The organism is Cryobacterium sp. SO1 (assembly GCF_004210215.2).
Classification (GTDB): Bacteria; Actinomycetota; Actinomycetes; order Actinomycetales; family Microbacteriaceae; genus Cryobacterium.
The window spans coordinates 3,174,779-3,188,816 of sequence record NZ_CP067394.1 but is presented as its reverse complement, the minus strand read 5'-3'; the positions used below and the strand labels follow the sequence as shown (position 1 = coordinate 3,188,816).

Sequence of the window (14,038 nt, the reverse complement as noted above, 5' to 3'; positions counted from 1 at the left end):
GCAGCCTGCGACAGGAGAATCATGTCCCGCAACGACGCGACGGTGCCGGTCCGGCCCGAACCCGCACCCACATCGGGTAAAGGCCTGGCGTCCGGAACGCTTGGCCTGTTCGGCTCCACGGTGATCGGCCTCGCCTCGACGGCTCCGGTGTACTCCCTGGCGGCGACGCTGGGCTTCGTGGTCCTCGCCGTGGGAGCTCAGGCTCCCGTGGTGTTCGTGATCGCGTTCATCCCGATGCTGCTGGTGGCGTTCGCCTACCGGGAACTGAACCGGGACATCCCCGACTGCGGCACGACGTTCACCTGGGCGACCAAGGCGTTCGGCCCGTGGGTGGGCTGGATGGGCGGGTGGGGCGTGGCGGTGGCCGGCATCGTGGTGCTCGGCAACCTGGCGCAGATCGGCGGCATCTACTTCTGGTTGCTGGTGGCGCCGGACCTGGCCGAGAATGAACTCATCGTCACCCTCACCGGGGTGGTGTTCATTACGCTGATGGTGTGGGTGAGCTACCGGGGCATCGAGATCGGCGAACGGCTGCAGAACGTGTTGCTGGGTTTCCAATACCTGGCCCTGATCCTGTTCACGGTGTTCACCCTGTGGGCGGTGTTCGACGGCAGCGCCCCGGCCGGATCCACCACCCCGCAGGCTGAGTGGTTCAACCCGTTCGCCCTCACCTCGTTCAACGGACTGGTCGAGGGCGTGCTGCTGGCCCTGTTCATCTACTGGGGCTGGGACACCTGCCTGTCACTGAACGAGGAGACCAAGGATCCCAAACGGATCCCGGGCCAGGCGGCCGTGCTCACCACACTCATCCTGCTGGTCACCTACGTGGGCGTCGCCGTCGCGGCGATGGCCTATGCGGGCCTGGGCACCGAAGGGTTCGGCCTGGGCAACGAGGGCAACGCCGACGACGTCTTCTTCGCCCTCAAAGACGCCGTGTTCGGGCCGTGGGCCTGGCTGCTTGTGGCCGCGGTGATGATCTCCGCGGTCTCATCGACCCAGACCACCATCCTGCCCACCGCCCGCGGCACCCTCGCCATGGCCGTCTACAAGGCCCTGCCCCGCCGGTTCGCGCAGGTGCACCCGCGCTTCTACACCCCGTCGTTCTCCACCCTGATCATGGGCATCGTCGCGGTGGCCTTCTACGTGGGGATGACCCTGGTGTCATCGAACATCCTCAACGACACCATCCTCTCGCTCGGGCTGGCCATCGCGTTCTACTACGCCATCACCGGCTACTCCTGCGTGTGGTACTTCCGGCGCGACCTGTTCACCAGTTGGCGCAACGCCTGGATGCGCTTCCTCTTCCCGCTGGTCGGCTCGCTGCTGCTCACGGCCGCGTTCGTGTTCTCGGTGATCGACATGCTCGACCCCGACTACGGCTACACCGTGCTGTTCGGCGTGGGCGGCGTCTTCGTGGTCGGCGTCGGTTCACTGCTCGTCGGCGTGCTCGTCATGATCGTGTGGTCCTTCTTCCCCGGCGCCAAGCCGTTCTTCCGCGGCGAGTCGCTCAACCGCGACACCGCGGTGCTGGTGCCCGACGACGACCTGCCGGTGACCCGCAGCGACGCGAGTTTATGAGGACTTCGGAAGATTAGAAGGATCTGAGGCCCAATTTCATCCTTATAAAGGCACTTTATCCCCACAACGCTGCGCGGTTCTGCGAAGGGGATTCGGCCCGAGCGCGGCGGGGTACGACGAACCCGCAGCCCGCCCACGGTAGGCTCCCTCTCGGATATGAACCGTATAACGACAGCTCTGCTCGCCGCGCTCGAGGCGCTCATTGTCGTCGCCATCGGCGTGGGCATCGCCCTGGTGCCGCTCACCATTCTGTGGGGCACCCACTACGGTCTGGGCATCGACTGGTTCGTCTTCTGGCGCGCCGCCGTGGACGTCTGGCTGCTCGGCAACGGCGTCGACCTCGCGGTGCAACTCCCCGTCGACGTGTCGGCCTCGCTGGGCCTGGCCGGCTCCGAACTGCCGTTCACCGTGAGCATCGGCCTGCTCGGGTTCGCCCTGCTCGCGGTGCTGCTCGGTGTGCGCACCGGCCGCCGCGCCGCCGGCACCGACTACAGCCTCACCGCCGCGGGCGTTGCCGTGCTCAGCTACGGGCTGCTCGCCGCGCTGCTCACCCTCTCCACCGGCACCGACATCGTCACGCCGGCACCGGTGCAGGGCGTCCTGCTGCCCACCCTGGTCTTCGCCGGCGGTGTGCTGATCGGCCTGACCGGTAGCCCCGGGGCGTCGCCGACGCTGCCCGGCTGGGTCAGCCGGACCCTCGGCGACCAACTGCGCCGCATCCCCGCCGAGGTGCGCAGCCAGCTCCTCGCGGCGCTCCGCGGCGGCACCGCGGCCGTTGCCGGAATCATGGTCATCTCGGGTCTGGCCGTGTTCGTCTCGGTGCTGACCAACTTCGCCACCGTGATCGGCCTCTACGAAACCCTGCAGGCCGATGTGATGGGCGGCATCGCCCTCACCATCGCCCAGCTGGCGTTCATCCCCAACCTGGTGATCTGGGCGGCCGCCTGGTTCGTCGGCCCGGGCATCGCCCTCGGCGCGGGCAGCAGCGTCTCCCCGCTGGGCACCACCCTCGGCGCCGTGCCCGGCCTGCCGGTGTTCGGCGCGCTGCCGCACGGCACCCTCGAATTCGGTTTCCTCGGCCTGCTCGTGCCGGTCCTGGTCGGTTTCGTGATGGCGGTGCTCGTGCGGCAAAGCCTCGACAAGCGCGCCAACGCCCCGCACGGGTCATCGCGGATGCTGATCACCGGAGCACTGATGGGCGTCGTCGCCGGCATCCTGCTCGGCCTTCTCAGCTGGTGGTCCGCCGGAGCGATGGGGCCGGGGCGCCTCGCCGAAGTGGGCCCCAACCCGCTGCTCGTGGGGGCGCTGACCACCCTTGAAGTAGGCGTCGCCGCCGCACTCGGTATGCTCGTCGGTGGCCGTCGGGCCCGGAGCACGGATCCGCGCACCGAGGAAGTCTCAACGAAACGGTAGGCTCGGATGGTGCTGTCACTGGTCGTATTGATCTCCGGCGGAGGATCGAACCTGCGCTCGCTTCTCGAAGCGTCCAGCGACGCCGAGTTCCCCGCCCGGATCATCGCCATCGGCGCCGACCGGGATGCCGACGGGCTGGCCCTCGGCGAGGAGTTCGGCATCACCACTTTCACCGTGCCGTTCTCGTCCTACTCCGACCGGGAAGCCTGGGGCGATGCGCTTCTCGAGCAGATCCAGCAGTGGCAGCCCGACCTCACCGTGCTCAGCGGCTTCATGCGCCTGCTGCCGCCGCGGGTGGTGGCCGCGCTGTCGCCGCACCTGATCAACACCCACCCCGCCTACCTGCCCGAGTTCCCCGGCGCGCACGGTGTGCGCGACGCGCTCGCCGCCGGCGCCAGCCAGACCGGCGCCAGCATCATCGTCGTGGACAACGGAGTCGACGACGGACCGATCGTGAGCCAGGAACGGGTGCCGGTGCATCCGGGCGACACCCAGGACTCGCTGCACGATCGCATCAAACTCGTCGAACGTCGCCTGCTCGTGCAGGCCGTGCTCGACATCGCCAACGGACACGTCGATCTCAAGGAGCATTCCCCCATATGAGCGGTCACACCAACGCCCGGAGCCTCTACCGCAACCGGGACACAATTCCCGTGCAGCGCGCGCTGATCTCGGTCTCCGACAAGACCGGCCTGGTCGAACTGGCCAACGCCCTCGCCGCCGCCGGTGTCGAGATGATCTCCACAGGATCCACCGCCACCACCATCCGCGCGGCCGGCCACGACGTGACGGATGTCTCCGCCGTCACCGGCTTCCCGGAGTCGCTCGACGGCCGGGTGAAGACCCTGCACCCGAGCGTGCACGCCGGTATCCTCGCCGACCTCCGCCTCGAGGCGCACGAGAACCAGCTCGCCGACCTGTCGATCGCCCCGTTCCAACTTGTGGTGGTGAACCTGTACCCGTTCGTGGAGACCGTGGAATCCGGCGCGGAGCCGGCCGACGTGATCGAACAGATCGACATCGGCGGGCCGGCGCTGGTGCGCGCATCCGCGAAGAACCACGCCAACGTGGCCATCGCCGTCGACCCCGCGGATTACCCGGAGATCATCGCCGCCGTCGCCGCCGGCGGGAGCACCCTGCGCCTGCGCCAGAAGCTCGCTTCCCTCGCGTTCGAGCACACCGCGAACTACGACCTGAGCGTGTCGGCCTGGTTCACCGAGAATGTCTACGACCAGTGGCAGGACGACACCGAGGCGCTCGGCGAGGAAATCCTTGACGCCTTCGACGCGATCGTCGGCGCCGAGGACCCCGAGGTCGACGCTCTGTTCCCGGCGACCCTCGCGATCGAGGCCACCCGCGGCAGCGTGCTGCGCTACGGCGAGAACTCGCATCAGGCCGCAGCGCTGTACCTCGGAGAGGGCGGTCAGGGCATCGCCCAAGCCGTGCAGCTGCACGGCAAGGAGATGTCGTACAACAACTACGTCGACGCGGATGCTGCCGTGCGCGCCGCGTTCGACTTCGCCGAACCCGCCGTGGCGATCATCAAGCACGCCAACCCCTGCGGCATCGCCGTGGCCAACCCCAAGGCGCCCGACGCCATCGCGTCGGCACACCACCGCGCCCACGACTGCGACCCGGTCTCCGCATTCGGCGGGGTCATCGCCGCCAACCGCGTCGTCACGCTGGGCATGGCCGAAACCGTCAGCCAGATCTTCACCGAGGTGCTCGTGGCCCCCGGCTTCGAACCGGCCGCGTTCGAGCTGCTCAGCGCGAAGAAGAACATCCGCCTGCTGGAGCTGCCGGCCGACTACCGTCGGTCGTCGCTGGAGTTGCGCCAGATCTCCGGCGGTTTGCTCGTGCAGGAGACCGACACCTTCGACGCCCTCGACACCTCCGAGTGGCGCCTGGTGTCCGGCCCCGAGGTGGATGCCGCCACTCGCGCCGACCTGGAGTTCGCCTGGAAGTCCTGCCGGGCGGTGAAGTCCAACGCGATCCTGCTCGCGCACGCCGGCGCATCCGTGGGTGTGGGCATGGGCCAGGTCAACCGGGTCGACTCCTGCCACCTGGCCGTGAGCCGCGCGGGGGAGCGGGCCGAGGGCGCCGTGGCCGCGTCCGACGCGTTCTTCCCGTTCGCCGACGGCCTCGAGGTGCTGCTCGAGGCCGGCGTCACCGCCGTCGTGCAGCCCGGCGGTTCGGTGCGCGACGAGGAGGTCATCGCCGCGGCGACGGCCGCCGGGGTGTCGATGTACTTCACCGGGGAGCGTCACTTCTTCCATTAGGCATCCGCCGACCGCTACCGGTCGGCGACCCGGCGACGCCGGTGCAGCATCCGTTCACTGCGGCTGCGGCACCGGCGTTCCTCACTGTGTGGCCCCTCCCAGGTGCACCTGTCATGATGGGAAGTCCACGTGACACCGCCGTTGCAGACCTCCACAGACCTGACACGGAAAGGCCACTTGTGATCGATGTTTTCGGGCTGTCGCTGCCCGCCTTCCCGGTTGCCGCCGCAGCGGCCATCGTCCTGGCTCTCGCCATCACCGCGATCGCCGCCTTCGTCTTCCGCATGGTCGGCAAGCGCAAGGCCTGGGCGCGGGTGCTCGTGCAGCTGATCCGGGTGCCGTTCCGCATGACCATCCTGATCGGTTCGCTCTGGCTCGCCGTCGCCGGCTACCTCGACGTGCCCGAGGACTGGGACGCCCTGGTGGGCTTCGTCTTCCGCGCCCTGTTCATCGGCAGCGCCACCTGGCTGCTCTGCGCGCTGCTCTACTACGCCGAGGAGATGGCCGCGAACCGGTACCGCATCGACGTGCGCGACAACCGGGTGGCCCGCCGGGTGCGCACCCAGCTGCGGATGCTCCGGCGCATCGGCATCGTGATCCTCATCATCTGCGCCATCGGCACCGTGCTGCTCAGCATCCCCGGCGCCGCGACCGTGGGTGCGAGCCTGTTCGCCTCCGCCGGCCTGCTCAGCGTCGTGGCGGGCCTGGCGGCCCAGTCCACCCTGGCGAACATCTTCGCCGGCATGCAGCTCGCGTTCAACAACGCGCTGCGGGTGGATGACGTCGTGATCGTCGAGGGGGAGTGGGGCAAGATTGAGGAGATCACCCTCACCTACATCGTCGTGCACATCTGGGACGACCGGCGCATGGTGCTGCCGTCGACCTACTTCACCACCACCCCGTTCCAGAACTGGACCCGGCACAACAGCGAGCTGCTCGGCGCGATCGAGTTCGACCTCGACTGGCGGGTCAACCCCGCCGCGATGCGTGAAGAGCTCAACCGCATAGTCGCGCAGACCGACCTCTGGGACGAACGTGCCGTGGTGCTCCAGGTGACGGATGCCGTGGGCGGCTACGTGCGGGTACGCGTGCTGGTGACCGCGCAGGACGCGCCGACCCTGTTCGACCTGCGCTGCTTCGTGCGGGAGAACCTGATCGACTGGGTCAACGCCGAGAACCCCGACGCACTGCCGATGAGCCGCGTCGAGGTGCGCCACGAGCCCGAGGCCGCGCCCGCTCCGGTGCGCCCGTCGGCGCGCGGCCGCAAGCCCGCCCGCCCGGTCATCGAGGCGCCAGGCCTGTTCTCCGGCGACGAGGGCGGCAAGGAACGCGCCCAGCACTTCACCGAGTCCATCACGGTGCAGGACTGGGACGACGCCCCCGAGTCCCTCCCCGCGCCCCGGTAACCCCGCCGCCCCGCGCGCTGCCCCGTGCCCAACTGTGTCCGAAACGGACTTTCGCGTCCGGTGCGCCGGACGCAGAAGTCCGATTTGGCAACAATTGCCAGGCGGTTAGGCTGTGCGCATGACTCCCTCAGGTGACTCTGGCCGCCCTGCCGACACGGCATCGACGGGCGCGGCAGGCAAGCGCGCACTGGTGCGCCGGCCCGTCGACATCCTCGCCCAGGGGCAGATCACCCACATCGACCGGGTGCCGATCGACCTCGAGCTCGCCCGCTCCCAGTGGGACGGCTACGTCGCCGCCCTGCAGGCCGAGGGCTGGGCCGCCACCGAGGTTGAACCGGTGCCGGACCAGCCCGACTCCGTGTTCATCGAAGACGCCGTAATCGTCTTCGGCGGCACCGCCGTGGTCGCCAGCCCCGGAGCGCCCAGCCGGCGCGGCGAAACGGCCGGCGCCGAAGCCGCCGTGCGCGACCTCGGCCTCACCGTGCACCGCCTCCACTCGCCCGGCACCCTTGACGGCGGTGACGTGCTCAAGGTGGGCCGCACCGTGTACGTCGGCCAGAGCCTCCGCACCAACGCTGAGGGGGCCGCGCAGCTCGCCGCCATTGTGGAACCGCTCGGCTACACCGTCGTGCCAGTCCCGGTGACCCGGGCCCTGCACCTCAAGACCGCGATCACGGCCCTGCCGGACGGCACCGTCATCGGCTACCCGCCGCTCGTGGACGACCCGGGTCTGTTCGAGAGGTTCCTGCCGGTGCCCGAGGCCGAGGGCACCGCCGTCGTGATCCTCGACGAGTCCACCCTGCTGATGTCGGCCGCGGCCCCGCACACCGCGGCACTACTCAGCGGGCTCGGGTACCGCACGGTGACCGTGGACATCACCGAGTTCGAGAAGCTCGAGGGCTGCGTCACCTGCCTGAGCGTGCGGGTGCGCTGACGCCGACGGGCACTGAGGCGTCCGGCTTCGCGCCCGCAGCCACCGCCAGAGACCGGCCTGGCCGAAATTCGCTCTTGCGCCCAGCGCGCCGGTGGACCTATCCTGAAAGGCTGCCTGATCAGGGGGGCACAAGACGATCATACGCAACGCTCAGGAGGCCGACATGACCAAGACAGCCCGCACCACGCTCGCAACGATTGCGACCGGCGCTGCCTTCGTTCCGGCTGTCCCGGCGCTCCGGCTCGCCTCCGCCTAGGAGTCCGGCCACACCACCGCTGCCCGCCTCCGCGGGCACACACCTATCGCGGGCTTCACCGCCCGGTTCTCCTCTCGGACGCGACACCATCGCGCCAGCACGGGCAGTATCGTCGGCTTCGCCACGGCTCCCGCACCGACTCAGCACGTCTCATCCACCCCGCTCGACGCCAGAATCGAGCGGGTTTAGCAGGAACGACTCATGACCACCACAGCTGAACAGCATCCGCCCCCCGTCGCGCCCACGCCGGACGCCCACCCAAACACCCTCCGCACGCTGCTGCGGTTGTACCCATTCGCCAAGCCGGCGCTGCCGCGCATCAGCCTGGGCATGCTCGCGGCGCTGCTCGCCTCGCTGGTGGCCCTGGCCATCCCGCAGGTGCTGCAGCAGCTCGTCGACGGCGCCCTCAGCCAGGGCGACACCGCGCCCATTTGGCCCGCCGTGCTCACGGTGCTGGCTCTCGGCGTGCTCGAGGCCGTGATGATCGCCCTCCGCCGCTGGTTCGTGCTGGTGCCCGGCACCCACATCGAATCCCGGATGCGCAACGCCCTCTACGCCCGGTTGCAGGACCTGCCCGTGACCTTCCACGACCGCTGGCCGAGCGGGCAGCTGCTCTCCCGCGCGATCAGCGACCTCAACATGATCCGCCGCTGGATCTCGTTCGGCCTGGTGCTGCTCGTGGTGAACTTCCTCACCATCCTCGCCGGTGTCGTGATCCTCGTTTCCATGAACTGGATCCTCGGCCTGATCTTCCTGGTCTGCTCGATCCCGATCTGGATCTACGGCTACGTCTTCGAGGAGAAGTACTCGGTGATCGCCCGGCGCAGCCAGGACCAGTCCGGCGACCTCGCGACGGCCGTGGAGGAATCGGTGCACGGCATCCGGGTGCTCAAGGCGTTCGGGCGCGGCAGCTTCGCGCTGAAAAGCTTCGCCAACCAGGCCGAGGAGCTGCGCGGAACCGAGATCGAGAAGGCTCGCGCCATCGCCGGCATCTGGCTGTGGCTGCTGTTGGTGCCCGACGTGGCGTTCGCGCTCTGCCTGGTCTCCGGCGTCTGGCTCACCAGCCAGGGCCAGCTCAGCGTGGGCGAACTGGTGGCGTTCTTCGCCACCGCCACCGTGCTGCGCTTCCCCGTGGAGTCGATCGGGTTTCTGCTGTCGATGACCTTCGACACCCGCACCGCCACCGACCGGTTCTTCGACATCCTGGATACCCCGAACACCATCACCGACCCGCCCCGCCCGGTCACCATCACCACCCCGAGCGGGCGGCTGGCGTTCGAGAACGTGCACTTCCGCTACGCGGACTCCCCGGAGCGCTTCCCCGACCTGCTCGACGGGGTCAACCTGGTGCTCGAACCCGGCGAGACGATGGCGCTGGTCGGGCTCACCGGCTCCGGCAAGTCCACCCTCACGGCGCTGACCACCCGGCTGTACGACGTGACGGATGGCTCGGTGACCCTCGACGGGGTCGACGTGCGGGCCCTCCGCCGTGAGGAGCTCCGCCGGCACATCGCCATGGCGTTCGAGGATGCGACGCTGTTCTCGGCATCCGTTCGCGAAAACGTGCTGCTGGGCCGGCCGGAGCTCACCGAGCGGAGCCCCGAGGCCGACGCGGTTCTCGCCGAAGCGTTGGACATCGCCCAGGCCGGTTTCGTGCACGACCTGCCCGACGGCGTCGACACCCGGGTCGGCGAGGAGGGCATGAGCCTCTCCGGCGGCCAACGGCAGCGTGTGGCCCTGGCCCGCGCCGTCGCCGCGGCGCCCGCCGTACTGGTGCTCGACGACCCGCTCTCGGCGCTCGACGTGAACACCGAGTCGCTCGTCGAAGCGGCGCTCCGCCGGGTACTCGTGAAGACCACGGCGCTGATCGTGGCGCACCGGCCGTCCACGGTGATGCTCGCCGACCGGGTGGCGCTGCTGGAAGCCGGCCGGATCACCGCCGTCGGCACGCACTCCGAACTGCTGGCCTCGAGCCCGCACTACAAATTCGTCATCTCCAGCCTGGAAGACGAAGAACGACGAGAGTCCGAACGAGTTGGAGAAGCACTGTGAGCGTCATCGGAGTCGAAGGCGAAGAACGCGTCGACTACACCAAGGCGGAGAGCGCCCAGATCCGGCGCCGTTCGCTGCGCCTGCTCGGCTCCCTGCTGTTCCCGGTGCGCTGGTCGGTGGTCGTGGCGATGCTCGTCGTCGTCGTGTCCACCGCCGCGCAGGTCGCCGGGCCCGCGCTGATCGCGTACGGCATCGACAAGGGCCTGCCTGCCCTGCTTCAGCAGGACTGGGTGCCGCTGGCCGCAACCGGTGGCATCTATCTTGTCACCGGTGTCACCGGGGCCCTGCTGATCGCCTGGTACACCGTGCTGTCCGCCCGGATCAGCCAAGCCGTGCTGATCGACCTGCGCAAGCGCGTGTTCCTGCAGACCCAGCGGCTCAGCCTCGAATTCCACGAGTCGTACACCTCCGGGCGCATCATCTCCCGGCAGACCAGCGACCTGGATGCGATCCGGGAACTGCTGGACTCCGGCATCAACCAGCTCGTGCAGGGCCTGCTCTACATGGTGTTCACCGCCATCGCCCTGGTCACCCTCGACGGGGTCAGCGGGCTGGTGCTGCTCGTCGCGCTGGTGCCGCTCGTCGCACTCACCCGGTGGTTCCAGGTGCGCTCGCAGCACCTGTTCCGCCGCTCGCGCACCGCATCGGCCAGCCTGATCGTGCAGTTCGTCGAGACCATGACGGGCATCCGCGCGGTCAAGGCGTTCCGCACCGAGAAGCGCAACGAGGGCGTCTTCGGCACGCTCGTGGAGGCGTACCGGCTGGTCAACGCCCGGGTGATCCAGCTGTTCGGGGTGTTCGACCCCGGGCTGGTCCTGATCGGCAACGTCACCGTCGCCGCTGTGCTGCTGGTCGGCGGCTTCCGCGTCGCCGACGGGCAGCTGGCCATCGGCGCCCTGCTGGCCGCGCTGCTGTACACCCGCCGGTTCTTCGACCCGATGGAGGAGATGGCGATGTTCTACAACTCCTACCAGTCGGCCGCGGCCGCGCTGGAGAAGATCTCCGGGGTGCTCGAGGAGCAGCCCGGGGTGCCCGATCCGGTCACGCCGGTGGACCTGTGGACGTCGAAGGGCGCCGTGCAGTTCCAAGAGGTGAAGTTCGAGTACCAGGCCGACCGGGTCATCCTGCCGACCTTCAGTCTCACCCTCGAACCCGGGCAGACCATCGCCCTGGTCGGGTCGACGGGCGCGGGCAAGTCCACGCTGGCGAAGCTGATCTCCAGGTTCTACGACCCGTCCGCCGGCCGGGTGCTGCTGGACGGAGTCGACCTCCGCGACCTGCACCCCAAGGACCTGCGCCGGGCCATCGTGATGGTGACCCAGGAGGCGTACCTGTTCAGCGGCAGCGTCGCCGACAACATCGCCATCGGCAAGCCGGGGGCGACCAGGTCGAAGATCGAGGCGGCCGCGCGGGCCGTGGGCGCGCACGAGTTCATCGCGGGGCTGCCCGGCGGCTACGACACCGACGTGAACAAGCGCGGCGGGCGGGTGTCGGCCGGTCAGCGCCAGCTGATCTCGTTCGCGCGAGCGTTCCTGGCCGACCCGGCGGTGCTGATCCTCGACGAGGCCACCTCGTCGCTGGACATCCCGAGCGAGCGGCTGGTGCAGGAGGCGTTGCAGACGCTGCTCAGCGACCGCACCGCGGTGATCATCGCGCACCGGCTGTCGACCGTGGCGATCGCCGACCGGGTGCTCGTGATGGAGAACGGCGTGATCGTGGAGGACGGCACCCCCGACATGCTGATCTCGGGCACCGGCCGGTTCTCCCGCTTGCACGCCGCCTGGCGCGCGTCCCTGGTCTGACCCTCCCCGTCCCATCCCGCGAACTGTGACTTAAGCACCGAAAACCTCGAGTTTTGGGGGCTTAGCTCACGGTTCGCGGGCTAGGACGGGCCCAAGGGAGGCGCGACCGTTGGGGTCGCCAGGGGGTCGCCCTTCAGCTCGACGAAGATCGCGTGGGTGGGCGTTGCGCCGGTGTTCTCGCCCGAGTGGGTTTGGGCGGGCAGCCAGCGCGCCTCGCCGGCATCCAGAACCGTATCTAAAACCCGGTCGCCGCTGGAGAGTCGGCGACGAAAGCCGCTCAGCGTCACCATCACGCTGTCCGGATGCCGGTGCGGGCTGGTTTCGTCGCCGGGCTCATCACGGTACTCGAGCACGCGCACCCGCTCATTCTCGAACACGACCCGGTAGTGCTCAGGGTTCGAGCCGACCGGGTCGGCCGCTTCCGCCTCATCCTGTGTCATGCTGGCACGATACACCCCTCGCGAACTGAGAGAAAAGCACCCGAAACCTCGAGTTTTCGGGGCTTAACTCACAGTTCGCGGGCTGGGTGGGCGGGTTTTGAGTCGGGCGTGTTTCGGGCATGTCAAGGGTCGGAGACCACTCGCCGAGAACCCGCCTGACACGCTTGACACTCCCCGGGCGGGCGGCGAATCTGGTCCCAGAGAACACAACCGCCTCGAACGAGCACTTTGTTCCCGAGCCGGCGCCACTGCTGAACCGATGGTGCGGCCAGTCTGATCGGGGGATCACCCAGCATGCACTCCGTCACCATTGTGGGCGCAGGGGTGGTGGGGCACGCAAGTGCCGCCGCCCTCCGCGCACACGGTTTCACCGGCCGCATCACCGTCCTCGGCAGCGAACGCCACCGTCCCTACGACCGGCCGCCGCTCGCCCGGGGGTTCCTGACCGGGCAGACCACGATCGGCGAACTGGCCCTCGAAGCCCCCACCGAGCACCTCGACGCCGACTGGCGGCTGGGCGTCGGAGCCGTCACCCTCGACGCGGCCGCGCACCGGGTGACGCTGGCCAACGGCCGCACCGTCGACTCCGACGCGGTCGTGATCGCCACCGGGTCCGCCGCCCGCCGATTCACGACCATGCCCCGCGGCGTGCACACCCTACGCACCGTGGAGGATGCCCTCGCCCTGCGCGAAGAACTACTACCCGGTGCCCGCATGGTCGTGGTCGGCTCCGGCGTGGTGGGCCTCGAGGTAGCCTCCACCGCCCGCGACCTGGGCCTGCACGTGACGCTGCTCGGAAGCACCACGGATACGCTCAGCACGACCTTCGGCGCGACCGTCGCCGAAGCCGTGTACGGGCTGCACGAGCGTAGGGGCATCACCGTGCGCACCGACCTGCGGGTGGCCGACCTGATCGGCCCCGGCTGGGTGTCCGGCGTGCAGCTGACCACGGGGGAGGAGATCGGCGCCGACGTCGTGCTCCTCGATATCGGCGCCGTACCGCTGGTGGGCTGGCTGGGTGGCTCTGGCCTCGACCTCCGCGGCGGGGTGGTCGGGGACGCCGCCGGACGCACCGGCGTGCCCGGGGTCGTGGCGGTCGGCGATTGTGCGGCCTGGCTGGACCCCGTCACGGGGCAGCACCACCGCATCGCGCACTGGAGCGACACTCGCAACCGGCCGTCGATCGCGATGGCCGCCCTGCTCGGTCTGCACCCGGGCCAGGCCCTGGCGCCCGCCAGGCTGACCTCCCATCAGGCCGGCGCCCTGGTGCAATTCGCCGGCCGGCTGCACGGTGGTGAGCAGATGACCATCGAGGCCGGCGGCGTCGACACCGGTGACCTGGTGGCCGTCTACCGCCGCGGCGACCAGCCGGTGGCGGTGCTGGGAATCGACCAAACCGGGCTGGTGACCCAGTGGCAGGCCGGGCTGGCCGACCCGGGCGCGAGCCCCGGCGCACCCGCCGCTCCTGCTGCCGCCGGCGCAGTCGCGGTAACGCCAGTCGCGATGCCCGCGGATGCGGCGCCCGGCGCGGTACCGATCGGGACGGTCAGGGACGCCAGCGCGCTCGGCTGAGGTCCACCCGGTAGTCGGTCTCCGGGTCGGCGCCGAGAATCAGCGGCGTCTTCTCGGCGCGGTAGTGGGCCAGGGCCCGGGTCTCGTGGCCGATCGGCGGGAGACCCCCGGCCCGGATCACCCGCCACCACGGCGCATCCGCCCCGAACTGCGCCATCGTCTGGCCGACCACACGGGCGGCGCGGGAGCCCAGGGTGGCGGCGACGTCGCCGTAGGTCATCACCCGACCCGGTGGGATGGCGTCGACGATGTTGAGCACCGCCGCGACAAACGAGCTCTCCGGGGACAGTCGCACGAACTACAGCA

11 protein-coding genes are annotated in these 14,038 nt (G+C 69.5%); 9 read left to right on the top strand and 2 right to left on the bottom strand.

The window, feature by feature from the left end:
* Window positions 1-21 precede the first annotated feature (21 nt).
* From BJQ95_RS15130 to BJQ95_RS15095, 8 genes are all read left to right on the top strand, one after another.
* Window positions 22-1,578, top strand: a complete 1,557-nt coding sequence (locus tag BJQ95_RS15130; RefSeq protein ID WP_256041405.1) for an APC family permease — start codon at window positions 22-24, stop codon at window positions 1,576-1,578.
* Window positions 1,579-1,734: 156 nt separating this feature from the next.
* Complete coding sequence (locus BJQ95_RS15125; protein WP_205750066.1) at window positions 1,735-2,991, top strand: DUF6350 family protein; 1,257 nt, start codon at window positions 1,735-1,737, stop codon at window positions 2,989-2,991.
* Between the two features lie 9 nt (window positions 2,992-3,000).
* Window positions 3,001-3,594, top strand: coding sequence for a phosphoribosylglycinamide formyltransferase (gene purN / locus BJQ95_RS15120; protein WP_130176907.1), 594 nt, complete (start codon window positions 3,001-3,003; stop codon window positions 3,592-3,594).
* Window positions 3,591-5,270: a bifunctional phosphoribosylaminoimidazolecarboxamide formyltransferase/IMP cyclohydrolase gene (gene purH / locus BJQ95_RS15115; protein ID WP_130176905.1), complete on the top strand. Its 1,680-nt coding sequence runs from the start codon at window positions 3,591-3,593 to the stop codon at window positions 5,268-5,270. The genes purN and purH overlap by 4 nt, the downstream gene beginning before the upstream one ends.
* 179 nt (window positions 5,271-5,449) lie before the next feature.
* A complete protein-coding gene (locus BJQ95_RS15110; RefSeq protein ID WP_256041404.1) occupies window positions 5,450-6,676 on the top strand; it encodes a mechanosensitive ion channel family protein in 1,227 nt (408 codons plus the stop codon).
* A gap of 118 nt (window positions 6,677-6,794) precedes the next feature.
* On the top strand, window positions 6,795-7,610 hold the full coding sequence (gene ddaH, locus BJQ95_RS15105) for a dimethylargininase (protein WP_130177777.1): 816 nt from the start codon (window positions 6,795-6,797) through the stop codon (window positions 7,608-7,610).
* Window positions 7,611-8,067: 457 nt separating this feature from the next.
* A complete protein-coding gene (locus BJQ95_RS15100; protein WP_130177776.1) occupies window positions 8,068-9,918 on the top strand; it encodes an ABC transporter ATP-binding protein in 1,851 nt (616 codons plus the stop codon).
* Complete coding sequence (locus BJQ95_RS15095) at window positions 9,915-11,720, top strand: ABC transporter ATP-binding protein (protein ID WP_130177775.1); 1,806 nt, start codon at window positions 9,915-9,917, stop codon at window positions 11,718-11,720. Before BJQ95_RS15100 ends, BJQ95_RS15095 begins: the two co-directional genes overlap by 4 nt.
* Window positions 11,721-11,800: 80 nt before the next feature.
* Here BJQ95_RS15095 and BJQ95_RS15090 read toward each other — a convergent pair whose 3' ends face one another.
* On the bottom strand, window positions 11,801-12,160 hold the full coding sequence (locus BJQ95_RS15090; RefSeq protein WP_130177774.1) for a cupin domain-containing protein: 360 nt from the start codon (window positions 12,158-12,160) through the stop codon (window positions 11,801-11,803).
* Window positions 12,161-12,454: 294 nt separating this feature from the next.
* Between BJQ95_RS15090 and BJQ95_RS15085 the strand changes: the two genes are divergently transcribed.
* Window positions 12,455-13,732 (top strand): NAD(P)/FAD-dependent oxidoreductase, encoded by a 1,278-nt coding sequence (locus tag BJQ95_RS15085; protein WP_130177773.1) that lies wholly within the window; start codon window positions 12,455-12,457, stop codon window positions 13,730-13,732.
* Here BJQ95_RS15085 and BJQ95_RS15080 read toward each other — a convergent pair.
* A complete protein-coding gene (locus BJQ95_RS15080) occupies window positions 13,707-14,027 on the bottom strand; it encodes an MGMT family protein (RefSeq protein ID WP_130177772.1) in 321 nt (106 codons plus the stop codon). The genes BJQ95_RS15085 and BJQ95_RS15080 overlap by 26 nt on opposite strands.
* Window positions 14,028-14,038 lie beyond the last annotated feature (11 nt).